The following is a 22548-nucleotide window of genomic DNA, read 5'->3' on the forward strand; positions in this document are numbered from 1 at the left end:
GCAACCGGAAACGATCCTGGACACGACAGCCCAACGAAGAGGCAGGAGAGCCGGGATCACATGAAGTTCGACACCAAGATCGCCATTGCCGTGCGCGAGGATCTCGCCGTCTGGCAGAAGCTCAACATGGTCGCCTTCCTCGCGAGCGGCATCGCCGCCGGCAGGCCCGGCACCATCGGGGAGCCCTATCGGGACGGCTCGGGCCGGCAATACTGGTCGATGTTCGGCCAGCCCGTGGTCGTGCTGACCGCCGCGGACGGCGCTGCGCTCAAGGCCGCTTACGAGCGGGCCTGGTCGCGTAGCCTCGGCCTCGCCGTCTTCACCGAGCAGCTGTTCGCGACGGGCCACGACGCGGCAAACCGCGCCGCCGTCGCCGCCGTGCCGAGCCCGGAGCTCGATCTTGCGGGCTTTTCCGTGCACGGGCCGCGCAATGATGTCGACCGCGCCCTCAAGGGGCTCGGCCTGCACCGGTGAGCGCGGCCTATTCCGCCGCCATGGCGAGCGGCGGCTCGCCGGCGCGCCAGCGCTCGATGAGCTCGGCCTCCTCCTTCTTCGCCGCCTCGAGATGGCGCAGCTTGACGTGGCCGAAGCCGCGGATCTTCTCGGGGATCGAGGCGAGGGCGACGGCGAGCGCGTGGTTCTCCTGCGTGAGACCCTGCGTGAGCTCCGCGACGAGCGCCTCGTAACCCTTGATCAGCTGCCGCTCCGTGCGCCGCTCGGCGGTATAGCCGAAGACATCGAGCGCCGTGCCGCGCAGCACCTTGAGCCTCGCGAGCAGGCGGAACACGGGCAGCATCCGCGGGCCGAAGCTCGTCTTCTTCGGGTTGCCCTTGGCATCCTTGCGCCCGAGGATCGGCGGCGCGAGGTGGAATTCGTAGCGCAGGTTCTCGCCGGAGAAGGTCGCCCTCACCTGCTTCTCGAAACTGCCGTCGGTATAGAGCCGCGCCACCTCGTACTCGTCCTTGTAGGCCATGAGCTTGAAGAGATAGCGCGCCACCGCCGTCGCCAGCGCCGTCGCGCCGGGCTTCACCGCCGTCTCGCGCTCGCGCACGCGCTCGACGAGCGCCGCGTAGCGCGCCGCATAGGCGCTGTTCTGGTAGGCGGTGAGGAAGTCGACGCGCCGCTCCACCATCTCGTCGAGCGTCTGCGAGATGTGCCGGGCTGGCGTCGCCTCGCGCGTCGGCGCCACGAGCTGCTCGATGCGCGCCGGCTCCAGCGCCGCACGCCGGCCCCACAGGAAGGCCGCCTTGTTGAGCCCGACCGCCTGGCCGTTGAGCGCGATGGCCTTCTCCAGCGCCGCGGCCGAGACCGGCACCTTGCCGCGCTGGTAGGCGAAGCCGAGCATGAACATGTTGGCCGCGATGGCGTTGCCGAGGATGGCGTTGGCGATGCCGGTCGCGTCGACGAAGGCGACGCCCTCGCCGGCAGCGGCCGCGATGGCCCGCTTGATGCGCTCGCTCGGCAGGTGGTAGTCGGCGTTGCGGGTGAACTCGCCCGGATGCACCTCGGCCGTGTTGACGACGACGGTGGTGCCGTCTTGCCGGATGGCGGCGAGCACCTTCTTCATGCCGGTGACGACGAGGTCGCAGCCGAGGATGAGGTCCGCCTCGCCGGCGAAGACGCGGATGGCGTGGATGTCTTCGGGCTTCTCGGCCAGCCGGACGTGGCTGAAGACGGCGCCGCCCTTCTGGGCGAGGCCCGCCATGTCGATCATGCCGCAGGCCTTGCCTTCGAGATGCGCCGCCATGCCGAGGATGGCGCCGATCGTGACGACGCCCGTGCCACCGACACCGGTGACGATGATGTTCCACGGCCGGCCGTTGAAGTCCGGCAGCTCCGGCTCGGGCAGCATCCCCCAGTCATCCGCGCTCTCCTTCACCTTGGCCGGAGCCGGTTTCTTCAGCTGCGCGCCATGCACGGTGACGAAGGAGGGGCAGAAGCCGTTGACGCAGGAAAAATCCTTGTTGCAGTTCGACTGGTCGATGAGGCGCTTGCGGCCGAACTCGGTCTCCAGCGGTTGCACCGAGACGCAGTTCGATTTGACGCCGCAGTCGCCGCAGCCCTCGCAGACGAGCTCGTTGATGATGACGCGCTTGTCGGGATCCGGGAACTCGCCCTTCTTGCGCCGCCGGCGCTTCTCGGCCGCGCAGGTCTGGTCGTAGATGAGCGCGGTGACGCCGGGGATCTCGGCGAGCTCGCGCTGCACGGCCTCGAGATCGTCGCGGTGGTGGAAGGTGATGCCCGCCGGCCACGCGATGGTCGCCGGATATTTGTGCGGCTCGTCCGAGACGAGGGCGATGCGCTCGACGCCTTCGGCGCGCACCTGCCGGGCGATCATGTCCACCGTGAGGCTGCCCTCGTGGTGCTGGCCGCCGGTCATGGCGACGGCGTCGTTGAACAGGATCTTGTAGGTGATGTTGGTCTTCGTCGCGATGGCCCAGCGCAGGGCGAGGATGCCCGAATGGTTGTAGGTGCCGTCGCCGAGGTTCTGGAACACGTGGCCGCGCTTGGAGAACGGCGCCTCGCCGATCCAGTTGGCGCCCTCGCCGCCCATCTGGGTGAAGCCGTCGGTGCGCCGGTCCATCCACTGCACCATGTAGTGGCAGCCGATGCCGGCATAGGCGCGCATGCCTTCCGGCACTACCGTCGAGCTGTTGTGCGGGCAGCCGGAGCAGTAGTGCGGCAGGCGGTTGGCGATCTCCGGCGCCTCCTTGAGGGCGCGCTGGAACTCCTTGATGCGGGCGACGCGCGCCGCGAGTTCCTCGCTCGGGTGGTAGCGCAAAACGCGCTCGCCGACCGCGATGGCGATGTCGTTGGGGTCGAGCGCGCCCTTGACCGGGAAGAGCCAGTTGCCCTCCTCGTCCTTCTTGCCGACGCAGATCGGCTGGTCGGCCGTGCCGTAGAGCTCCTCGCGCAGCTGCACCTCGATGAGCGAGCGCTTCTCCTCGACCACGATCACCATGTCGAGGCCGCGGGCGAAGTCGAGCAGGTCGGCGCGGCCGAGCGGCCACGGGCAGGCGATCTTGTAGAGGCGGATGCCGAGGTCGTTGGCGCGGACCTCGTCGATGCCGAGGTCCTCGAGCGCCTGGCGCACGTCGAGATAGCTCTTGCCGACGGTGACGATGCCGATCTTCGGGTTGCGCCCACCCGAGGTGATGATGCGGTTGAGCCTGTTGGCGCGCACGAAGGCGAGCACGGCCTCGCGCTTGAACTCGTGCAGCCGCTCCTCCTGCTGGAGGATGTTGTCGAAGGGCCGGATGTTGAGCCCGCCCGGCGGCAGAACGAAGTCTTCCGGCAGGACGATGTCGAGCCGGTCCAGCGAGCCGTCGACGATGGCGGTCGATTCCACCGTGTCCTTCATGCCCTTGAGGGCCACCCAGGTGCCGGCGAAGCGGCTGAGCGCATAGCCGTAGAGGCCGTAGTCGATCAGCTCCTGCACGCCGGCCGGGTTGAGGATCGGCACCATCATGTCGACGAAGTTGAACTCCGTCTGGTGCGCCACGGTGGAGGATTCGGCCGTGTGGTCGTCACCCATGATGGCGACGACGCCGCCATGCTTCGACGTGCCGGCCATATTGGCATGACGGAAGACGTCGCCCGAGCGGTCGACGCCCGGGCCCTTGCCGTACCACAGCGAGAAGACGCCGTCGTATTTGCCCTCGCCGCGCATCTCGGCCTGCTGCGTGCCCCAGACGGCGGTCGCGGCGAGATCCTCGTTGAGGCCGGGCTGGAAGACGATTCCCGCCGGGTCGAGATGGCGCCTGGCGCGCTCGAACTGCTGGTCGAGGCCACCGAGCGGCGAGCCGCGATAGCCGGAAACAAAACCGGCGGTATGGAGGCCCATCCGCCGGTCACGCTCCCGCTGCATCAGCATGAGGCGTACGATCGCCTGCGTGCCGGTGATGAAGACGCTGCTCTTCGTCAGGTCGTACTTGTCGTCGAGCGACACGTCCCTAAGCGGAATGGCGGGCTGGCCCATGCCGATCCTCCTCCTGGCGCCCCCTCGGACGCGCTTGCCGCCGGATTGTTTCCCGGTCTTGGCCATGTCGATATGTCAGTAATGCTGACATAATTCCGAATCCGCGTCAACGAGATGAGAATGGTTCCAGTTGGAGGCGCTTCCCAACTCACCGGCGCCTCCATTTCGCCCCACTCGCACCGACATGTGATAGAAACGGAAGCGATGCTCTCGCACCTGCGTGCAAGATCGCAAGCAATGGTTAACCCTGTCGACCGAGGCTCGACGGAACGCTTTGCGCTCGCTCGGATGAAATGACGGCGACATGACCCCGATGATCAAACGCCCTGCCGCCGCGATCGCAGCGGCCCTCATCACGGTGCTCGCCGCAGCACCCGCCGCCGCCCATCCGCATGTCTGGGTGACGGCGCGCAGCGAGGTGCTCTATGACGGCAAGGGGGAGATGACCGGCGTGCGCCACGTCTGGACCTTCGACGCGGCCTATTCGGCCTTCGCCGTGCAGGGCCTCGACAAGGACGGAGACGGCAAGATCTCGCCCGACGAGCTCAAGGAACTCGCCGAGGTCAACGTCGAATCCCTCAACGAGTACGACTACTTCACGGTCGCCAAGGCGAACGGCGCCAAGGTCGCCTTCGCCGACCCCAGGGACTACGGCCTTACCTACGACAACGGCGCCCTGACGCTCACCTTCACGCTGCCCACGGCGAAGCCCGCGCGCGCCGACAAGCTGCTGTCGCTCGAGGTCTACGACCCGACCTATTTCGTCTCCTTCGCCATGGCGGAGGGCGATGACGCCGTGCGGCTCGCCGGCGGCCCGAGCGGCTGCAAGACCAACGTCACCCGCCCGAAGACGCCGGATCCGGCCAAGATGCAGGAATTGTCGGAGAGCTTCTTCGAGAACCTCAGCGCGAACTCGACCTTCGGGGCCGATTTCGCCAACCGCGTGCTCGTGGCCTGCCCGTGACGAGCCTCGGCCTGGCAGGAGCGACGGCAGGGCCGCGCCTCGTGGCGCGCCGGCTCGTCGTGGCGATCGTCGCTGTGGCGGTGGTCGCGGGCGTGCTCGCGCTCATCGCCCACCTCCTGCAGGGGAGCGCGACACCTGCGCCGCCGGCGCGCAACCCCTTCGGCACCGGCCTGCGCGAGGCCGCCCCCGAACCGACGGGTTTCGGCGCCTTTATCCTCGCCGTCCAGAGCCAGTACTACCGCCAGCTCACCGCCGCCGTGCAGGCGATGAAACAGGATGGCGCCGCCTTCTGGAGCCTCGTCGCCATCGGCTTCGCCTATGGCGTCTTCCATGCCGCCGGTCCGGGCCACGGCAAGGGCGTCATCTCCGGCTACATCGTGGCCAGCGGCCGCTCGCTGAAGCGGGGCGTCGGCCTCAGCTTCGCCGCCGCCCTCGTGCAGGCGCTGGTCGCCATCGCGCTCATCGCCGTGCTCGCCCTCGCGCTCAACGCCACCGCGCGTTCCATCAACGAAACCGCGCGCCTCGTGGAACTCGCGAGCTTCGCCGCGGTCGCGCTGATGGGGGCCGCCGTGCTGTGGCGCAAGGCGGGCCGCTTCGTCGCCATCGGCCTGCCGCAGGCCGGCGCCGCATCCTGCGACGACGACTGCGGCCACGTGCACATCCCCCCGCCGGAGGCGCTCGACCGGATGCGCGACTGGCGCGAGATGGCGGGCATCGCCATCGCCGCCGGCATCCGCCCCTGTTCGGGGGCGCTCATCGTCCTCGTCTTCGCCCTGTCGCAGGGCCTCTTCGCCGCCGGCGTCGCCGCGACGCTCGCCATGGCGCTCGGCACGGCCCTGACGACCGGGGCGCTCGCGGCCCTCGCCGTCTTCGCCAAGGCACTCGCGCTGCGGCTCGCAGGCGGGCGCGGCCTCACGGGCGCGCGCATCGTCGGGGGGCTCGAGGTCCTTGCCGGAGCCTTCGTCCTCGTGCTCGGCCTTGCCCTCCTCGCCGGCCTGTGGGCCGGCGCCGCGCCGAGCTGAACGGCCTCACGCCGGGGCCAGCGGATCGTTTTCGAGCAGGATGGGCCGTCCGTGCGGCGTCGCCCGTGCGGCCCTGTCCCAGGCGGCGCAGCGCTCGGCAAGCGCCTCGGGCGCGGCGACGCCTTTCTCGGCGACGAGCCTCTCCAGCGCCGCGAGCCAATGGTGGTAATAGCTGTCGCCGAGGTCGGGATCACCCGCCGCCTGCGCGCGGCGGATCTCCTGCGACAACGCCTCGGCCCATTCGCTCCAGGTGAAGAGCCCGGCCTCGTTGAGCGCCACCGCCATGGCGAAGGCCTCGGCCTCCCACGGCTCGCGGAAGACGGGCCCGTCCGCGTCCCGCGCCACCGGCGTGATGCCGCAGACGGCATCGAGCAGTGCATCCGCAGCGCTCATGCCGCCGCTCCTTCGAGATAGCTCTCCCAGGCGTCGATCGAGACGGTGAGCGTCGCATCGCCGTCCGCGCCCCACAGCTCCGCGCCCGAGAAGGCGACGGTGTAGAGCCACTGCGGACACTCGCCCTTGCCGTGCGCGTGCGTGTCGGGAAAGACGAAGACGCCGTTGACGCGCGCGATGGTGCCGACCTTGCCGCGGGCATAGCGCGGCAGGCGCGTGTGGCCGGCGGGGTGCATCACCTTCGTGCGCACCCGCTCGCCCACCGCGAAGCGGGCGGTCGCCTCGGGCGGCCGGTCGTACTGCGTGCCCCGGGCGAGCACGGCGGGCACGTCCGCGGCCTTCAGCACGCGCTGGCCGGGATCGCCCGGCGCCAGCGCCCGGCCGGCCGCCAGCTCTTCCGCCGTCACCAGCCCGCGGGCGAGCAGCAGCTTCTCCAGCCCCTTGATCCAGATCTCGTAGTAGCTCGACGACAGGTAGTCGGCCGGGTTCAGCGTCTCGCGCGCATGCCGGCTCGCATCGATGTTCCACGCGCCCATGGCGCCGGCGGCGAGGGTGACGGCGAGCGCCCGCTTCTCCCAAGGAGCGTGGAAGCGCACGTCCTCCGGCTCCGGCTCCACGGGGCCGAAGCCCATCATGCCGCCGAGGTCCTGCGCGCCGTTCATGGCCGCAACTCCTCAAGCGTGCGGGCAAGGCCCGTGCCGATCATCGAATCGCGTGTCACGAGCCGCGCCAGCGCCTCCTCGTCCCAGCCCTCCGTGCCGGCCGGGCGCATGGGGATGACCAGATAGCGCGTCTCGGCCGTCGAATCCCACACGCGGATGCGCGTGGCCGCGGGCAACGTGACGCCGAAATCGGCGAGCACGCCGCGCGGGTCGATGACCGCGCGCGAGCGGTAGGGCGCCGACTTGTACCAGACCGGCGGCAGGCCCAGCACCGGCCACGGATAGCAGGAGCACAGCGTGCAGACGACGAGGTTGTGCTCCTCCGCCGTGTTCTCGACGGCGACCATGTGCTCGCCCTGGCGGCCGGTGAAGCCGAGCGAATGGATCGCCGCCGTCGCATCCGTGCGCAGCCAGGCACGGTACTCCTCGTCCGCCCAGGCCTTGGCCACCACCCGCGCGCCGTTGCGCGGGCCGATCTTCGTCTCATAGGTCTCGATCAGCACGTCGAGCGCGGCGGGATCGACATAGCCCTTCTCGACCAAAATCGATTCCAGCGCCCTGACGCGCAGCGCCATGGGCGAGAGCTCGCTGCCCTCGTGATCGTGGTCGTGATCATCGTGGTGATGGCCGTGGGAATGCTCGTGCATGGCGCCTCGCACCGAAGGGCAGGATCGGCGGCGATCATAGCGCCCGCTCGCCGGGGGAGCGAGCCCGTTCCGGTCCTGCCTCCCCTTCCCACGCGCCGCCTTTCCCCCGTGTTGGTGATTGACCCGCGGCCGCTTCCCCCCTAGTCCCTCGCCTGCACGTCCCTCGCTTTCAAGTCCCGCTCCCTGCCGCACGAGAGTTCCCGTGCCGAACGCCCAGCCCGAACGCCCACTGCCCGCACGCCTCGCCGCCGCGCTCGAGGTGCCGGTCCTCGCCATCGGCAACATCGTATCCTGGTGCGCCATCCTGATGGTGGTCGTCGAATTCGCCGTCGTGCTCATGCGCTATGTCTTCGGCATCGGCTTCATCGCCCTGCAGGAGAGCGTCATCTACCTGCATGCCGCCACCTTCATGCTGGCCTCGGGCGCTGTGCTGGCGCGGGACGGGCACGTGCGCGTCGATGTCGTCTACAGCCGGCTCGGCCCCCGCTCGCGGGCGCTCGTCGACCTGCTCGGGGCGCTCCTCTTCGTCGTACCGCTGGCGCTGCTGACCTTCGACGTCGCCCTGCCCTATGTCACGCGCTCCTGGGCCATCCTCGAAGGCTCGCGCGAGACGAGCGGCCTGCCGTTCGTCTACCTGCTCAAGACCCTGATCCCCGCCTTTGCCGTGCTTCTCGCCGTTGAGGGCATCGCCATGGCGCTCAAGGCGCTCGCCGCGCTCACAACCGGCAGGGAGCGTTGAGCGTGCTCCACGACATCCTCGGCCTTGCCATGTTCGGCAGCGCCTTCGCGCTGCTCCTCACCGGTTTTCCCGTCGCCTTCGCGCTCGCGGGCTGCGCGCTCGTCTTCTTCGCCATCGGCCTGATGACCGGGGCGATACCCTATGCCTTCCTGCAGGCATTTCCCCAGCGCATCTACGGCATCATGACCAACGACGTGCTGGTCGCCATCCCGCTCTTCGTGCTGATGGGCGTGGTGCTGGAGCGCTCGCGCGTCGCAGAGGAGCTGATCGACACCTGCGCCCGCCTGTTCGGCGCCGTGCGCGGCGGGCTCGGCCTCTCGATCTTCCTCGTCGGCGCGCTTCTTGCCGCGACGACCGGCGTCGTCGGCGCCACCGTCGTCACCATGGGGCTGATGGCCCTGCCGCCGATGCTGCGCCACGGCTATTCCCGCTCGCTGGCGGCGGGCTCCGTCGCGGCCGCCGGCACGCTCGGCCAGATCATCCCGCCGTCCATCGTGCTCGTCGTGCTCGGCGACCAGCTCGGCACGGCCTACCAGAGCGCCCAGCTCGCGCTCGGCAACTTCGCACCCGAGACCGTGTCGGTCGGCGACCTCTTCGCCGGCGCGGTCGTTCCCGGCCTGCTGCTCGTCCTGCTCTACGTGCTCTATCAGGTGCTCGTCGCCTGGCTGCGGCCCGCGCTTGCGCCGGCCCTGCCGCCCGAGGCGCGCGACCTCGGCCCCTCGCCGGTCGCAACCGTCGTGCGCGCGGTCGTGCCGACGGTGGCGCTCATCGTCGCCGTGCTCGGCTCGATCCTCGGCGGCGTCGCGACGCCGACGGAGGCGGCGGCCGTCGGCGCGGTCGGCGCCATCCTCATCGCCGCCGACCGACGCGGGCGCAGGAGCGCCCTCGTCGCGCGCTCCACCGCCGCCGCGCTGCTCGCTCTCCTCGTCCTCACCGCCTTCGTCGACCTGCGCCTCGGGCGCGAGGTCGTGACGGCGGGGCAGTCCGCCGGCATCCTCATCGCGGCGGCGCTGTGCGCGCTCGTCGCGGCGGGCCTCCTCCACGCCCTCTGGCGGCTTGCGACGGACGGGCTCCTCAAGACCATCGCCCGCGGCACGACGGACGTGACGGCGATGATCTTCGCCATCCTCATCGGCGCGACGCTGTTCAGCCTCGTCTTCCGCGGCCTCGGCGGCGAGGACCTCGTCAAGGATGCCCTCTCGGCCATGCCGGGCGGCCCGGCGGGAGCGGTGCTCCTCGTCATGGCCGTGATGTTCTTCCTCGGCTTCTTCCTCGACTTTCTCGAGATCGTCTTCGTCGTCGTGCCGATCGTCGCCCCCGCGCTGCTGCAGATGGAGGGCATCGATCCCGTCTGGCTCGGCGTGATGATGGCGGTGAACCTGCAGACCTCGTTCCTCACCCCGCCCTTCGGGCCGACGCTGTTCTACCTGCGCGGCGTCGCCCCGCCGGAGGTGCGCACCGCCGACATCTACAGGGGCGTCGCGCCCTTCGTCGCCATCCAGCTCGCCGTGCTCGCCATCCTATGGCTGTTCCCCGCGCTCGCGACGGCCCTGCCGCGGGCGCTCTACGGCTAGAGCCCGGACTGATCGGCTTAATTCAACCCGATCGGATCCGGCTCTAAGCGCCGAGGGCGGCGCGGCCGACGATGCGGAAGCGCTCGCCCGCCCCGTCCTGCCGGCAGAGGGCGAGCGCATCGACGAGGACGTCCGCCGGCGGCACGTGCTCCGCATAGGCGAGGGCGAGCGCCGCCTCGGTGCGCGCCACGTCCTCGCGCGGCACGCGCCCGGTCAGCGTCATGTGGAAGCGGAATTCCTCGAGCACATAAGGGTAGCCGTAGGTCTCGAGATGCTGCCGCTGGCGTTCGGAGAGCGTCTCCGGCCGGCGCTTGGCGATCTCGTCGCCGTTCGCTGGTGCGCGGAAAGGCTCGAAGGCGGGGACGAGCGCCCGCTCCAGCTGCGCGAGCTCCGCGGATGGCCGGGCCTCGACGAGCGCGAGGAACGCCCCTTCCGCCGGCCGCCGGCCGATGGCCGTCAGGATGAGGCGCGGCAGGGTGAAAGCCGGCCGCGCCTCGGCGAAGTCGACGAGAGCCGCGATGAGGTCGCTCTCGGCCTGGCCCTCGGCCAGGCGGAACGGCGCCTTCAGCGTGGCGTGGAAGGCATAGCGCCGCGGCTCCTCCGTCAGCCTGTGGAAGGCCTCCGCATCGAGGCCGCGCGGGACGATCTGCGGCACCTCCTCGCCCGTCGCCCCGTCATAGCCGAGGATGCCGGAGCCGAAACGCCACAGCGGATCGTCGGAATGGGGCGCGAAATAGATGGCGTAACGCGAACCGTTGGATGACATCTCACCACTCGTTTCGGGAATGGTTGCGGGGAGCTTGGCGATTCGGCCGGGCGTGCGAGCGAGTGCACCGTTAAGCCATAGAGCGGCCGGGGCTCTTTCGCCAGCCGCCGCGACGAGGCCGAAAGCCGAGGCCTCTTGCCTTTCGCCGCCGCCATGCTGTAGTGCCAAGACCGTGACGTCACCATGAAGCCGCCGCGCGGCACGGGGAAGACAGAAGTGGCTGAAGCGCAGAAGGCCCGCACCTCCCGCACCCTCGTCACGCTCATCAGCGTGGCCGTGCTCGTCGGCACCGAGGTGTTCGCCGTCGCCATCGCGGCCGGCTGGGCCATTGCCGGCATCTTCGAGCTCGGCCAGACCGTCGGCTATGTGCTGATGGGCCTCTTCGCCCTCGTCGGCCTGTGGGCGATGGTCGGCTTCATGCGCCAGGCCGCGCGAGCCGAGGGTGCCCACGGGGCCGGCGGCCACAAGGCTTGATCATGGCCTGATCAGGGCCGGTCGCACGCCCGCAGCGTCACCGGATCGGCTGCCTGCGGCACGAGCCGCTCGAGCGGCCTGCACGCCCCTTCCACGCAGAGATACCAGTCCGCCACCGCCTGCGAGCGCCGCATGACGACCGTGTCCTGCGGCGGCAGCGACGGTGTCCAGCGCCAGAAGCCATCGATCAGCCGGGCGTCCGGCGCCGGGTCCATGCCCGCGCCGGAACCCTTGACGCGCGCTTCCGCGATGACGAGGCCCTGCTCCGTCAGCCGCCAGTCCTCCTCCCACACGGTTTTTTCCACCGAATGGGTCCAGCCGAGCGTCAGGGCGGCCGTGCCGAGATGCACGACGAGCCCCGCCGCCGCGAGGCACAGGCCGCTCACGCGGCCGAGGCCGGCCGTGCCCCGCGGCGCGTGCGCCACCAGTGCCAGCCGAGCACCACGGCCGCGAGCGCGAAGCCGATCTCGTCGGTCATCGACAAGGCCGCGAAGAGCGACAGCGCGGCGATGGTCGCGACGACGCGCTCCCATGTCTGCAGCGGCAACCAGAGGTAGCCGATGGAGGCGATGCCCCACAGGCCGATGGCGAGGCCGGTCTTGAAGATCATGTAGCTGACGTCGAGCCAGTAGGCGGCGCCCGAGAGGCCCGCCACCGGCTGCAGCATCAGCGCCGGATCGTAGACCGCCATGTAGGGGATGACGAAGCCGGGCAGCGCGATGCGCAGCGCCTGGAAGCCGATGCGGAAGCCGTTGTCCTTGGCGATGGGAGCCGCCGCGAAGGCGGCGAGCGCCACCGGCGGCGTCAGGTCCGCCATGATGCCGAAGTAGAACACGAACATGTGGCTGACGATCAGCGGCACGCCGAGCTCGAGCAGCGCCGGCGCCGCCAGCGACGAGGTGATGATGTAGTTCGGGATGGTCGGGATGCCCATGCCGAGCAGCAGGCTCACGAACATCGTCAGCACCAGCGACAGCGCGAGCGAGCCCTTGCCAATGGACACGACCCAGTTGCCGAAGATGGTGCCGATGCCCGTCAGCGTCATCGTGCCGATGACGATGCCGACGACGGCGCAGGCGAGGCCCACGGGCAGCGCCTGGCGGGCACCCTCGGCGAGCGCGTCGCGGCACGCCGCCAGCGTCTCGACGCCGCCGCGCACGAAGAGGCTGGCGACCACGAGGACGGCGACGAGGCCGAGGATGACGAGGACGCCCCAGATCAGGAAAGTCGCGGCGAGAAGACCGAGGCCGACCCAGAACACGACGCGCACCACCTCGTGCACGAGACCGGCCGCGACGGCCGCCCCGAGGATCAGCACCACCGTGAGGGCAAGCCCGACCGAGCCCGAGAAGAGAGGCGTATAGCCGGCGAAGAGGAGGTAGACGAGCACCGCCAGCGGCAGCACCAGGTACCACTTCGAGGTGAAGGCCTTGAAGGCGTTGGGCAGCTCCGCCTTCGGCATGCCGGTGAGCCCGCAGCGTCCGGCCTCCAGATGCACGGCCCAGAAGGCCGAGGCGAAATAGAGGACGGCGGGCACGACGGCGGCCTGCACCACCTCGGCATAGGGCACGCCGATGGTCTCGGCCATGATGAAGGCGACCGCGCCCATGACCGGCGGCATGATCTGCCCGCCCATCGAGGCCGTCGCCTCGACGCCGCCGGCGAAGGCGGACCGGTAGCCGAAGCGCTTCATGAGCGGGATGGTGAACTGCCCCGTCGAGACGACATTGGCGACCCCCGAGCCGGAGATGGTCCCCATCAGCGCCGAGGAGAAGACGGACACCTTGGCCGGACCGCCGCGGGCGCCGCCGAAGAGCCCCATCGCCACGTCCGTGAAGAGCTGAATCATCCCCGCCCGCTCCAGGAAGGAGCCGAACAGGATGAACAGGAAGATGTAGGTCGCCGACACGGCCGTCGGCACCGCATAGAGCCCCTCGGTGCCGAAGGACATGTGCTCGACGACCTGCTCGAGCGTGTAGCCGCGATGGTCGAAGGGCGCCGGCAGGTAGTTTCCAAAGAGGCAGTAGGCGAGGAAGATCCCCGCCACGATCGGCAGGGCCGGCCCCATCACGCGCCAGACGAGGACGAACAGGATGACGATGGCGGCGATGCCGACGACGAAATCCGACGGGATGAGCTCGCCCGCGCGCACCACGAGGTCGAAATAGAAGACCCAGTGGTAGAGCCCGACGAGGAAGCCGCCGATGCCGAGCGCCCAGGCGATCGCGCGGCCCCACGGCGTCTGCGAGCGGTGCATGGCGAGGAGGCCGCCGGCGACGAGGCAGAGAAAGCCGACGTGGATGGTGCGCACGATCTGGCTCGGCACGCCGCCGCCGAATCGCGACAGCAGCACCATCGTCAGGGCGAGCGGCACGAAGGCATAGAGCGCCTCGGCGACCGGGCGGCCGCGCGCGGCATCGACCGCGATCTTCACGGCCCACAGGGCGAAGACGGCGCCGGTGACGACGATGAGGTCGACGCCCGGCAGGAAATCGCGGTCGAGCGGGATGCCGAAGGCCGTGACGATCTGGAAGAAGGAGAACGCGACGGCGATCCAGAAGAGGATCCGGGCCGTCGCACCGGCGCCGAACCCCTCGGGCATCCCGTGTTCGGCGTTCACCGTCGCTGCAGCCTCACGGCCGGCCGTTTCTGCCATTGTCTACTCCCGAAGCGAAGCACCCGCCCCTGTTCGCGGCGCGTGCCGCGGCCGTGGGAGAGCGCCAGTACCCTTCTTCCCGACACGGCCCGCGCCTGCCGGTTTTCGTGCGCCGTCTCAACACCACCCATGCCGAATTTGCAAGGGCCCGATGCCGCGAACGAATATCGCCGCAGCGTGGGGGAGCACGAAACAAGCCATGAAAAAAGCGGGCGCAGGGCCCGCTTTTCCACCGTGCCGTCCGTCGAACGGCTTATTGGGACACGCCCTTTTCCTTGAAGAAGCGCTCTGCGCCCGGGTGGAGCGGCACCGGCATGCCGCCGAGGGCGTCCTCGATCTTGATCGCCTTGGCCGCGCTGTGGGCCGCCGCGAGCTGGTCGAGGTTCTCGTAGATCGTCTTCGTCATCGCATAGGCGAGATCGTCGGAGACATCCTCGCGGGTGACGAGGAAGTTGACGACCGCAGCGGTCGGCACGTCGCCCGCCTGGCCGTTGTAGGTGCCCGCCGGGATCGTGCCGGCGATGTAGGGCGCGCCGACCTTCTCGACCACGTCGGCCGGGATCTCCACGACCGTGATGTCGACCGAGGCGGCGAGGTCGCGGATCGAGGCGACGCCGAGGCCGGCCGACTGCAGCGTGGCGTCGAGCTGGCGGTTCTTCATCAGCTCGACCGATTCGGCGAAGGGCAGGTACTCCACCTTGCCGAGATCGTTGTAGCCGAGGCCGGCCGCCTCCAGGATGGCGCGGGCGTTGAGCTCGGTGCCCGACTTCGGCGCGCCGACCGACAGGCGCTTGCCCTTGAGGTCGGCCAGGGTCTTGATGCCCGATTCCTTGGACGCGACGATCTGGATGTAGTTGGGATAGATCGCGGTGATGCCGCGCAGCTTGTCGAGCTTGCCCTTGAAGCCGGCTTCCGTATCGCCTTCCCAGGCCAGCTTGACGCTGTCACCGAGCGCGAAGGCGATTTCGCCCTTGCCCTGCTGCAGCAGGTTGAGGTTCTCGACCGAGGCCTTGGTCGCCTGCACCGACGGCCGGGTGTCCGGGATCTTCTCCGCATAGATCTTCGACAGGGCGACGCCGAGCGGATAGTACACGCCCGAGGTGCCGCCGGTGAGCACGTTGATGAACTCGGCCGAGCGGGCCGGCAGGCTCGAAGCCATCAGCACAGCCGTGAGTGCCGCAGCTCCTGCAGTCATCGTCTTCATGAAGCGACGCATCTTCCCTCCTCCCGGAATGCGTTGAGCGGACGCGGCCTCGCGAGGCCGCGCCACCATCGGGTTCAGAGTTATCCATGGCGACGGCAGCAAGCTCAAGTCTTCAGCGCCGGAAGCGCACGGTTTTCGCCATTCCCCCGCCATCTTCCCCGCGATAACCCAATCATGCCGTTGCCGCCTTGCGGGGATGACAAGGCGGCACCGCGGCACCACATGGCCTGAGAGCCCGACCCACGACGCCACAACGAGCGCCCGACGCATGATCGACAGACGTACGCTTCTTGCTTCCGCTGCCGCCACCGCCGGCCTTGCGGCAACGGGATTTGCCCCAGCCGCGCTCGCGGCCCAGGGCCTGAAGTTCGGCAACGAGGCACCGTTCTCCTTCGACGCGCTCGTGGCGCGGGCCGAAGCAATGGCCAAGCGCCCCTACAAGGCCCCGCCGGCGCCGCCGTCCGACATCCTCGAGCGCATCGACTACGACGCCCACGGCAAGATCCGCTTCAAGCCCGACTATGCGCTCTTCGCCGATGGGCCCGGCCAGTTCCCCGTCACCTTCTTCCACCTCGGCCGCTACTTCCAGAGCCCGGTGCGCATGCATGTCGTCGCCAACGGCAAGGCGCGCGAGATCGTCTACGACGAGCGCTATTTCGACATGCCGGCGGACAGTCCGGCGCATGAACTGCCGGCCGGATCGGGCTTCGCGGGCTTCCGCTTCCAGGAAAGCCGCTTCGGCACCGATCCGAAGCGCGACTGGCGCGGCAACGACTGGGTCGCCTTCCTCGGTGCCTCCTACTTCCGCGCCATCGGCGCCCTCTACCAGTACGGCCTGTCGGCGCGCGGCATCGCGCTCGAGGTGGCCGTCGCCGGCAAGCCGGAGGAATTTCCCGCCTTCACCCACGTCTATTTCGACACGCCGGCGGACGGCAGCGACACGGTCACGGTCTGCTGCCTGCTGGACGGGCCGAGCATCTCCGGCGCCTACCGCTTCGTCATGCAGCGCGGCGAGGGCGTGCTGATGGATATCGACAGCACGCTCTTCCTGCGCAGCGACGTCACCCGCTTCGGCCTGGCGCCCCTGACGTCGATGTACTGGTACTCGGAGACCGTGAAGCCGACGGCCGTCGACTGGCGCCCGGAGATCCACGATTCCGACGGCCTTGCCCTGTGGACCGGGGCCGGCGAGCACATCTGGCGGCCGCTCAACAATCCGCCGCGCACCATCGCCTCCGCCTTCCAGGACGAGAACCCGCGCGGCTTCGGCCTCCTGCAGCGCGACCGCGCCTTCGACCACTATCTCGACGGCGTCTTCTACGACCGGCGGCCGAGCCTGTGGGTGGAGCCGAAGGGCGACTGGGGCAAGGGCGCCGTCGAGCTCATCGAGATCCCGACGGACGACGAGATCCACGACAACATCGTCGCCATGTGGGTGCCGCGCGAGCCTGCGAAGGCGGGCACGCGCCACGACCTCTCCTACCGCCTGCACTGGCTCGCCGACGAGCCCTTTCCGACGACCCTCGGCCGCTGCGTCGCCACGCGCCTCGGCAACGGCGGCCAGCCGGGCCAGCCGCGCCCGGCGGGCGTGCGCAAGTTCATGCTCGAGTTCCGCGGCCCGCCGCTCGCGACCATTCCCTTCGGCGAGGAGCCCGAGCCCGTGCTCTGGGCCTCGCGCGGCAGCTTCTCCTACATCCTCGCCGAGGCCCTGCCCAACGACGTGCCCGGCCACTGGCGCGTGCAGTTCGACCTCACCGTCGAGGGCACCGAGCCGGTCGAGATGCGCTGCTTCCTGAAGCTCGGCGACCAGGTGCTGACCGAGACCTGGCTCTACCAGTACCACCCGTTCTGAGCGGCAGCGGGGCCCCCCGCACAACCCCGTTTCCCGGACGCATCGAGCGAAGCGGAATGCGAGCCGGGATCCAGCGCATGATCGGCCGAAGGCACCGTGTGAATAGGCCCCGGCTCAGCACCGCATCATTTCATGCTGCGGTGCGTCCGGGGCACGAGGGTGTGTGGGGGGCTGGAGCGCGTGCCGGACGAGCGCAGCCTCGTTTGCCGGACGCATGGAGCGTGAGCGGAATGCGAGCCGGCATCCAGCGCTTGAAACGCGCCGAGGGCGCCGAACCATGATGTCCCCGGAACATTCCCCAGCGGCGCCCTGACGCGGCCCCGCATGCTTGCAATGTTATAGTAGAACATCTAATTCAATGGTCATGACGCATTCGCACGCGCATCGCCACCACCATCACCATGCCGAAGCGGCGCAGCCGACCATGTCGCTGCTGCGCATGTCGGCGCTGACGCGCCTTGCCGGCGCGGGTGCGGTGCTCGTGCTGCTGTGGATCGCCGTCCTGTCCGTGCTGGATTGAGCCCATGACCGATGCCGCGCGCACAAGCGACGCCATCCGCTTCGAGAACCTGACGCTCGGCTACGACCGGCATCCGGCCGTGCACCATCTCGACGGCGCCTTGGCGAGCGGCAGCCTGACGGCTGTCGTCGGGCCGAACGGCGCCGGCAAGTCCACCCTGCTCAAGGGCATCGTGGGGGCGCTGCCGCCGTTGTCCGGCCATATCCGCCTGTCGCTCGGCACGCCGCGCGGGGCCAAGGCCCGCATCGCCTATCTGCCGCAGGCGGCCGACATCGACCGCAGCTTCCCCATCACCGTCTACGACCTCGTCTGCGTCGGGCTGTGGAGCCGCGCCGGCCTGTTCGGCGGCATCGGCCGCAAGGACCGGGTGCGGATCGAGGAGGCGCTCGCCGCCGTCGGCCTCACCGGCTTCGAGAAGCGCACCATCGGCACGCTCTCCGGCGGGCAGATGCAGCGGGCGCTCTTTGCCCGCCTCCTGCTGCAGGATGCCGACATCATCCTGCTCGACGAGCCCTTCACCGCCATCGACGCCCGCACCACGGCGGACCTTCTCGCCCTCGTGCGCCGCTGGCACGACGAGGGGCGCACGGTCGTCGCCGTGCTGCACGACATGGAGATGGTGCGCCAGGCCTTCCCGCGCACGCTCCTGCTGGCGCGCGAGCCGGTGGCCTGGGGCGAGACGGACGAGGTGCTGACGGCCGAGAACCTGCTGCGGGCCCGCCACCTCGTCGAGGCCTTCGACACGCATGCGCCGATCTGCGCACGCGACGCGGCCTGAGCGGCGATGCTCTACGACCTTCTCATCGACCCCTTCGTGGAATTCGATTTCATGCGCCGGGCCCTCGTCGGGGCCGCCGCCCTTGCCTTGTCGGGCGGCCCGGTCGGCGTCTTCCTGATGCTGCGCCGCATGAGCCTGACGGGCGACGCGATGGCCCATGCCATCCTGCCCGGTGCCGCCGTCGGCTTCCTCCTCTACGGCCTGTCGCTGCCGGCGATGACCATCGGCGGGCTCGCCGCCGGCTTCGCGGTGGCGCTCGCCGCGGGCCTCGTCGCGCGCACGACGGCGCTGAAGGAGGACGCGGCCCTCGCCGCCTTCTACCTCATCTCGCTCGCACTCGGCGTGACGCTCGTCTCGCTGCGCGGCTCCAATGTCGACCTGCTGCACGTCCTCTTCGGCACGGTGCTCGCGCTCGACGATGCGACGCTCCTGCTCGTCGCCGGCATCGCCACCGTGACCCTCGCCGCCCTGGCGGTCCTCTACCGGCCGCTGGTGCTGGAATGCGTCGATCCAGGTTTCCTGCGCTCGGTGAGCCGCGCGGGAGCCGTCGCGCATCTCGCCTTCCTCGCGCTCGTCGTGATCAATCTCGTCGGCGGCTTTCACGCCCTCGGCACCCTGCTCGCCGTCGGCATGATGATGCTGCCGGCCGCGAGCGCCCGCTTCTGGAGCGGCGACATCACCGTGATGATCGGCGTCTCCACGCTCGTCGGCATGCTGTCCGGCGCGGCCGGGCTCATCCTGTCCTACCACACCGGCCTGCCGGCCGGCCCGTCCATCATCCTCGTCGCGGGCGGCGCCTATATCGCCTCGCTCTTCGTCGGCCCCGTCGACGGCCTCCTGTGGCGCCTCGTGCCGGGACGACATCTCGAAGCCTGAAAATCACCGCCGCCCCGCGGCGGGCTCTGGAGGATCAACCATGCGCACCAGACGCAACGTTATATCAGCACTTACCGCCGCCGCTTTCTTGGCGCTGCCGCTCGCTCCTGCTGCCTTCGCGCAGCAGGCCGAGGCGCCCTCGAAGACGAAGGTCGTCGCCACCTTCTCCATCCTGGGCGATCTCGTGCGCGAGGTCGGCGGCGAGCGCATCGACCTCACCGTCCTCGTCGGGCCCAACGGCGATGCGCATGTCTATTCCCCTTCGCCCGCCGACGCCCGCAACCTCGCCGAGGCCAAGGTCATCTTCGTCAACGGCCTCAAGTTCGAAGGCTGGATCGACCGCTTGGTTCAGGCCTCCGGCACCAAGGCCACGGTCGTCGAGGCCGCGGCCGAGGTGAAGCCGCTGGAGATGGAGGACGACGGCCACGGTCATGGCCACGCGCATGGCCACGCCCACGGACACGGCCACGCCGACGAACACGACGAGAAGCACGCCCACGAGCATGGCGGGCTCGACCCGCACGCCTGGCAGGATGTGGCCAATGCGAAGCTCTATGTCGCGGCGATCCGCGACGGGCTCGCCGCCGCCGATCCGGCGGGCAAGGAGGCCTATGCCGCCAATGCCGAGGCCTATCTCGCCAGGCTCGATGCGCTCGAGGCCGAGGTCAAGGCGGCGGTCGAGGCCATCCCGCGCAACCGCCGCAAGGTCATCACCTCGCACGACGCCTTCGGTTATTTCGCGAGGGCCTACGGCCTCACCTTCATCGCCCCCCAGGGCGTCTCGACCGATGCGGAAGCCTCGGCCCGTGACGTCGGCCGCATCATCCGCCAGATCAAGCGCGACAAGATCCCCGCCGTCTTCCTCGAGAACGTCACCGATCCGCGCCTCGTCGAGCGCATCGCCAAGGAGACCGGCGCCAAGATCGGCGGCCGCCTCTATTCGGATGCCCTGTCGGATGAAAACGGCGCGGCGGGGACTTACATCGCCATGATGCAGCACAATATAAAGGCGCTGAACGCCGCCCTCGCCCGGTGACGGTCGACGGCGGCCCGGCGGCGGTGCTAGGAGGGGGTGGAAAGCCCCGCATCCGGGGCACCGCCTTTCGCGAGGTCTGATCACGCCCGTGCGGCAGGGTCCGTCAGGATCGGGCTGCGCCCGGCGTTCCTTGGAGCCCATCTATGGCCGACAAGATTCCCGTCACCGTCCTCACCGGCTATCTCGGCGCCGGCAAGACGACGCTTCTCAACCGCATCCTCACGGAGCCGCACGGCCAGCGCTTCGCCGTCATCGTCAATGAATTCGGCGAAGTCGGCATCGACAACGACCTCGTCGTCGGCGCGGACGAGGAAGTGTTCGAGATGAACAACGGCTGCATCTGCTGCACCGTGCGCGGCGACCTCATCCGCATCCTCGACGGGCTGATGAAGCGCAAGGGCAAGTTCGACGCCATCATCGTCGAGACGACCGGCCTCGCCGACCCGGCGCCCGTGGCCCAGACCTTCTTCATGGACCAGGACGTCTCCGACAAGACGAAGCTCGACGCCGTCGTCACCGTCGCCGACGCCAAGTGGCTGACCGACCGGCTGAAGGACGCGCCGGAAGCGAAGAACCAGATCGCCTTCGCCGACGTCATCATCCTCAACAAGATCGACCTCGTCTCGCCCGAGGAACTCGCCGAGGTGGAAGGCCGCATCCGCGCCATCAACCCCTATGCGATGATCCACAAGACGGAGCGCGCCTCCGTCGACATCTCGCAGGTGCTCGGCCGCAACGCCTTCGACCTTGAGCGCGTTCTCGAACTCGAGCCCGCCTTCCTCGAGGACGACGGCCACCACCATCACCACCACGATCATGACCACGACCATGCCTGCGGCCCGGACTGCGACCATGATCACCACCACCATCACGGCGGGCTGAAGCACTATCACGACGAGGACATGCAGTCGGTGGCGCTGACCATCGACGGCGAGGTCGATCCCGACAAGTTCCTGCCGTGGGTCAACGACCTCGTGCAGCGCGAAGGCCCGAACATCCTGCGTTCCAAGGGCATCCTCGCCTTCCGCGACGAGCCGCGCCGCTTCGTCTTCCAGGGCGTGCACATGATCCTCGACGGGGACCTGCAGCGCGAGTGGAAGCCCGGCGAGGAGCGCCGGTCGAAGATCGTCTTCATCGGCCGCAACCTCGACAAGGAGGCGATCCGCGAGGGCTTCCTGGCCTGTACGGCGTGACGCGGCGGGCCATTGCTCGCTCCCCCGGCTTGCCGAACGACTCCTCTTGTCCCCTCCCCTCTTGTGGGGGAGGGTAGGGAAGGGGGTGGAGCAGCACGCAGGCGGTCGTGCTCTTGCGTCGCGACCCCCACCCCTACCCCCTCCCCGCAAGGGGGAGGGGAGTCTCCGACCGACGCTCGATCATAAAGATCCCATGGCCGCTCCGACGATCTCCTCCCTCACCGACCATGTCGCCGATCTCGCTGCCGGCGCGCATGTCACCGCCCTCGCCTGGCTCGGCGGCACCACCGCATTCGCACTGGCCGACGGCGCGGCGCTGCTCGTCGCCGGCGACGACCAGAAACGCGTCGCGGCCCATCCGGACGGGGCCGCGCTCGTCGCGACGAGCGACGGCCGGCGGCTCGTGACCGGCGGTGACGACGGCCGCATCGTCGCCGTCGCCGGCGACGGCACGGTGGAGGAGATCGGCGACGAGAAGGGCCGCTGGATCGACGCCATCGTCGCCGGTCGCGACGGCACCCTCGCCTGGAGCGCCGGCAAGCGCGTCACGGCGCGTGACGGCAAGGGCCGCCTGCGCCATTTCGAGGCACCATCGACAGCCCAGGGCCTTGCGTTCGCGCCGAAGGGCTACCGCCTCGCCATCGCCCATTACAATGCCGTCAGCCTCTGGTTCCCGAACACCGACGCGGAGCCCGAAAAGCTCGAATGGAAGGGCTCGCACCTCGGCGTCACCTGGTCGCCGGACGCCCGCTTCGTCGTCACCTCCATGCAGGAGAACGCCCTGCACGGCTGGCGCCTCTCCGACCGGCGCGACATGCGCATGACCGGCTATCCGGCCAAGACGCGCTCCTTCTCCTGGTCGCACGACGGCAATTGGCTCGCCACCTCCGGCGCCGATGCCATCATCGTCTGGCCCTTCGACAAGGACGGCCCGATGGGCCGCGCGCCGCGGGAATGCGGCGTGCGCCACGCCAAGGTCTCGCGCGTCGCCTTCCACCCCGGCGCGCTCGTCGTCGCCGCCGGCTACGAGGACGGCTGCATCCTCCTCATCCGCCTCACCGACGCGACGGAGCTGCTGGTGCGCCGCGCGAGCGTGGAAGCGCAGGAGGATGCGGCGGTGACGGCCCTCGCCTGGGACGCCAAGGGCAAGCGCCTCGCCTTCGGCACGGCCGCGGGGGCGGCCGGCATCCTCACGTTGCCCTGAGCAGCGGCC

21 protein-coding genes are annotated in these 22548 nt (G+C 69.6%); 13 read left to right on the forward strand and 8 right to left on the reverse strand.

Going from position 1 to position 22548, the window contains the following annotated elements:
• Positions 1-60: 60 nt before the first annotated feature.
• Positions 61-474 (forward strand): DUF2000 domain-containing protein, encoded by a 414-nt coding sequence (locus tag GGR16_RS23275; RefSeq protein WP_019404284.1) that lies wholly within the window; start codon positions 61-63, stop codon positions 472-474.
• A 7-nt stretch (positions 475-481) separates the two neighbouring features.
• On the opposite strand, the gene GGR16_RS23280 is transcribed toward GGR16_RS23275, so the two are convergent.
• Positions 482-3979 carry an indolepyruvate ferredoxin oxidoreductase family protein gene (locus GGR16_RS23280; RefSeq protein ID WP_019404283.1) on the reverse strand — a complete coding sequence of 1166 codons (3498 nt, stop codon included), beginning with the start codon at positions 3977-3979 and terminating at the stop codon, positions 482-484.
• A gap of 313 nt (positions 3980-4292) precedes the next feature.
• Between GGR16_RS23280 and GGR16_RS23285 the strand changes: the two genes are divergently transcribed.
• Together GGR16_RS23285 and GGR16_RS23290 are read left to right on the forward strand one after the other, a co-directional pair.
• On the forward strand, positions 4293-4943 hold the full coding sequence (locus tag GGR16_RS23285) for a DUF1007 family protein (protein WP_245258955.1): 651 nt from the start codon (positions 4293-4295) through the stop codon (positions 4941-4943).
• Positions 4940-5965, forward strand: coding sequence for a nickel/cobalt transporter (locus GGR16_RS23290; RefSeq protein ID WP_019404281.1), 1026 nt, complete (start codon positions 4940-4942; stop codon positions 5963-5965). The genes GGR16_RS23285 and GGR16_RS23290 overlap by 4 nt, the downstream gene beginning before the upstream one ends.
• 6 nt (positions 5966-5971) lie before the next feature.
• On the opposite strand, the gene GGR16_RS23295 is transcribed toward GGR16_RS23290, so the two are convergent.
• Genes GGR16_RS23295 through nthA form a run of 3 tightly spaced genes read right to left on the reverse strand, consistent with a single transcriptional unit; the run spans position 5972 to position 7667 of the window.
• Positions 5972-6358 carry a nitrile hydratase accessory protein gene (locus GGR16_RS23295; RefSeq protein ID WP_019404280.1) on the reverse strand — a complete coding sequence of 129 codons (387 nt, stop codon included), beginning with the start codon at positions 6356-6358 and terminating at the stop codon, positions 5972-5974.
• Positions 6355-7020, reverse strand: coding sequence for a nitrile hydratase subunit beta (gene nthB / locus GGR16_RS23300; RefSeq protein ID WP_019404279.1), 666 nt, complete (start codon positions 7018-7020; stop codon positions 6355-6357). Before nthB ends, GGR16_RS23295 begins: the two co-directional genes overlap by 4 nt.
• The gene (gene nthA, locus GGR16_RS23305; RefSeq protein WP_183318504.1) at positions 7017-7667 is read right to left on the reverse strand and encodes a nitrile hydratase subunit alpha; all 651 of its coding nucleotides are present in this window, start codon (positions 7665-7667) and stop codon (positions 7017-7019) included. The genes nthB and nthA overlap by 4 nt, the downstream gene beginning before the upstream one ends.
• A gap of 202 nt (positions 7668-7869) precedes the next feature.
• Between nthA and GGR16_RS23310 the strand changes: the two genes are divergently transcribed.
• Together GGR16_RS23310 and GGR16_RS23315 are read left to right on the forward strand one after the other, a co-directional pair.
• Positions 7870-8406, forward strand: a complete 537-nt coding sequence (locus GGR16_RS23310) for a TRAP transporter small permease subunit (RefSeq protein WP_019404277.1) — start codon at positions 7870-7872, stop codon at positions 8404-8406.
• Between the two features lie 29 nt (positions 8407-8435).
• Positions 8436-9980, forward strand: a complete 1545-nt coding sequence (locus GGR16_RS23315; RefSeq protein WP_183318644.1) for a TRAP transporter large permease — start codon at positions 8436-8438, stop codon at positions 9978-9980.
• A 43-nt stretch (positions 9981-10023) separates the two neighbouring features.
• On the opposite strand, the gene GGR16_RS23320 is transcribed toward GGR16_RS23315, so the two are convergent.
• On the reverse strand, positions 10024-10746 hold the full coding sequence (locus tag GGR16_RS23320) for a DUF1045 domain-containing protein (RefSeq protein ID WP_183318506.1): 723 nt from the start codon (positions 10744-10746) through the stop codon (positions 10024-10026).
• 216 nt (positions 10747-10962) lie between these two features.
• Between GGR16_RS23320 and GGR16_RS23325 the strand changes: the two genes are divergently transcribed.
• Positions 10963-11220: a hypothetical protein gene (locus GGR16_RS23325; RefSeq protein ID WP_019404274.1), complete on the forward strand. Its 258-nt coding sequence runs from the start codon at positions 10963-10965 to the stop codon at positions 11218-11220.
• 11 nt (positions 11221-11231) lie between these two features.
• Here GGR16_RS23325 and GGR16_RS23330 read toward each other — a convergent pair whose 3' ends face one another.
• From GGR16_RS23330 to GGR16_RS23340, 3 genes are all read right to left on the reverse strand, one after another.
• The gene (locus GGR16_RS23330; RefSeq protein ID WP_063185547.1) at positions 11232-11645 is read right to left on the reverse strand and encodes a DUF1850 domain-containing protein; all 414 of its coding nucleotides are present in this window, start codon (positions 11643-11645) and stop codon (positions 11232-11234) included.
• Positions 11603-13576 (reverse strand): TRAP transporter permease, encoded by a 1974-nt coding sequence (locus tag GGR16_RS23335; protein ID WP_246373285.1) that lies wholly within the window; start codon positions 13574-13576, stop codon positions 11603-11605. Before GGR16_RS23335 ends, GGR16_RS23330 begins: the two co-directional genes overlap by 43 nt.
• Positions 13577-14129: 553 nt before the next feature.
• Positions 14130-15092 carry a TAXI family TRAP transporter solute-binding subunit gene (locus GGR16_RS23340; protein ID WP_019404271.1) on the reverse strand — a complete coding sequence of 321 codons (963 nt, stop codon included), beginning with the start codon at positions 15090-15092 and terminating at the stop codon, positions 14130-14132.
• Positions 15093-15348: 256 nt separating this feature from the next.
• Between GGR16_RS23340 and GGR16_RS23345 the strand changes: the two genes are divergently transcribed.
• From GGR16_RS23345 to GGR16_RS23375, 7 genes are all read left to right on the forward strand, one after another.
• The gene (locus GGR16_RS23345) at positions 15349-16932 is read left to right on the forward strand and encodes an OpgD/OpgG family glucan biosynthesis protein (protein ID WP_019404270.1); all 1584 of its coding nucleotides are present in this window, start codon (positions 15349-15351) and stop codon (positions 16930-16932) included.
• Positions 16933-17296: 364 nt separating this feature from the next.
• Positions 17297-17452 carry a hypothetical protein gene (locus GGR16_RS23350; protein WP_156332670.1) on the forward strand — a complete coding sequence of 52 codons (156 nt, stop codon included), beginning with the start codon at positions 17297-17299 and terminating at the stop codon, positions 17450-17452.
• A 4-nt stretch (positions 17453-17456) separates the two neighbouring features.
• Positions 17457-18230: a zinc ABC transporter ATP-binding protein AztA gene (aztA, locus tag GGR16_RS23355; protein WP_019404268.1), complete on the forward strand. Its 774-nt coding sequence runs from the start codon at positions 17457-17459 to the stop codon at positions 18228-18230.
• 6 nt (positions 18231-18236) lie between these two features.
• Positions 18237-19106: a metal ABC transporter permease gene (locus GGR16_RS23360; RefSeq protein WP_019404267.1), complete on the forward strand. Its 870-nt coding sequence runs from the start codon at positions 18237-18239 to the stop codon at positions 19104-19106.
• A gap of 40 nt (positions 19107-19146) precedes the next feature.
• Positions 19147-20142 (forward strand): metal ABC transporter substrate-binding protein, encoded by a 996-nt coding sequence (locus GGR16_RS23365; protein WP_183318508.1) that lies wholly within the window; start codon positions 19147-19149, stop codon positions 20140-20142.
• A 143-nt stretch (positions 20143-20285) separates the two neighbouring features.
• Positions 20286-21335 carry a CobW family GTP-binding protein gene (locus tag GGR16_RS23370; protein WP_183318510.1) on the forward strand — a complete coding sequence of 350 codons (1050 nt, stop codon included), beginning with the start codon at positions 20286-20288 and terminating at the stop codon, positions 21333-21335.
• A 193-nt stretch (positions 21336-21528) separates the two neighbouring features.
• Entirely contained in the window at positions 21529-22539 is a 1011-nt protein-coding gene (locus tag GGR16_RS23375; RefSeq protein ID WP_019404264.1) for a WD40 repeat domain-containing protein, read from the forward strand.
• The last annotated feature ends 9 nt before the right edge of the window (positions 22540-22548 follow it).

This window comes from Chelatococcus caeni (assembly GCF_014196925.1).
Taxonomy (GTDB): domain Bacteria; phylum Pseudomonadota; class Alphaproteobacteria; order Rhizobiales; family Beijerinckiaceae; genus Chelatococcus_A; species Chelatococcus_A caeni.

Bases quoted from the DNA above. Each gene is read 5' to 3' on its own strand.
- GGR16_RS23280 (WP_019404283.1), bottom strand. From the start codon at position 3,979: ATGGGCCAGCCCGCCATTCCGCTTAGGGACGTGTCGCTCGACGACAAG.
- GGR16_RS23345 (WP_019404270.1), top strand. From the start codon at position 15,349: ATGATCGACAGACGTACGCTTCTTGCTTCCGCTGCCGCCACCGCCGGC.
- nthA (WP_183318504.1), bottom strand. From the start codon at position 7,667: ATGCACGAGCATTCCCACGGCCATCACCACGATGATCACGACCACGAT.
- GGR16_RS23275 (WP_019404284.1), top strand. From the start codon at position 61: ATGAAGTTCGACACCAAGATCGCCATTGCCGTGCGCGAGGATCTCGCC.
- GGR16_RS23320 (WP_183318506.1), bottom strand. From the start codon at position 10,746: ATGTCATCCAACGGTTCGCGTTACGCCATCTATTTCGCGCCCCATTCC.
- GGR16_RS23370 (WP_183318510.1), top strand. From the start codon at position 20,286: ATGGCCGACAAGATTCCCGTCACCGTCCTCACCGGCTATCTCGGCGCC.
- GGR16_RS23360 (WP_019404267.1), top strand. From the start codon at position 18,237: ATGCTCTACGACCTTCTCATCGACCCCTTCGTGGAATTCGATTTCATG.
- GGR16_RS23285 (WP_245258955.1), top strand. From the start codon at position 4,293: ATGATCAAACGCCCTGCCGCCGCGATCGCAGCGGCCCTCATCACGGTG.
- GGR16_RS23365 (WP_183318508.1), top strand. From the start codon at position 19,147: ATGCGCACCAGACGCAACGTTATATCAGCACTTACCGCCGCCGCTTTC.
- GGR16_RS23350 (WP_156332670.1), top strand. From the start codon at position 17,297: ATGACGCATTCGCACGCGCATCGCCACCACCATCACCATGCCGAAGCG.
- GGR16_RS23375 (WP_019404264.1), top strand. From the start codon at position 21,529: ATGGCCGCTCCGACGATCTCCTCCCTCACCGACCATGTCGCCGATCTC.
- GGR16_RS23340 (WP_019404271.1), bottom strand. From the start codon at position 15,092: ATGCGTCGCTTCATGAAGACGATGACTGCAGGAGCTGCGGCACTCACG.
- aztA (WP_019404268.1), top strand. From the start codon at position 17,457: ATGACCGATGCCGCGCGCACAAGCGACGCCATCCGCTTCGAGAACCTG.
- GGR16_RS23315 (WP_183318644.1), top strand. From the start codon at position 8,436: ATGTTCGGCAGCGCCTTCGCGCTGCTCCTCACCGGTTTTCCCGTCGCC.
- GGR16_RS23335 (WP_246373285.1), bottom strand. From the start codon at position 13,576: ATGGTGCTGCTGTCGCGATTCGGCGGCGGCGTGCCGAGCCAGATCGTG.
- nthB (WP_019404279.1), bottom strand. From the start codon at position 7,020: ATGAACGGCGCGCAGGACCTCGGCGGCATGATGGGCTTCGGCCCCGTG.
- GGR16_RS23295 (WP_019404280.1), bottom strand. From the start codon at position 6,358: ATGAGCGCTGCGGATGCACTGCTCGATGCCGTCTGCGGCATCACGCCG.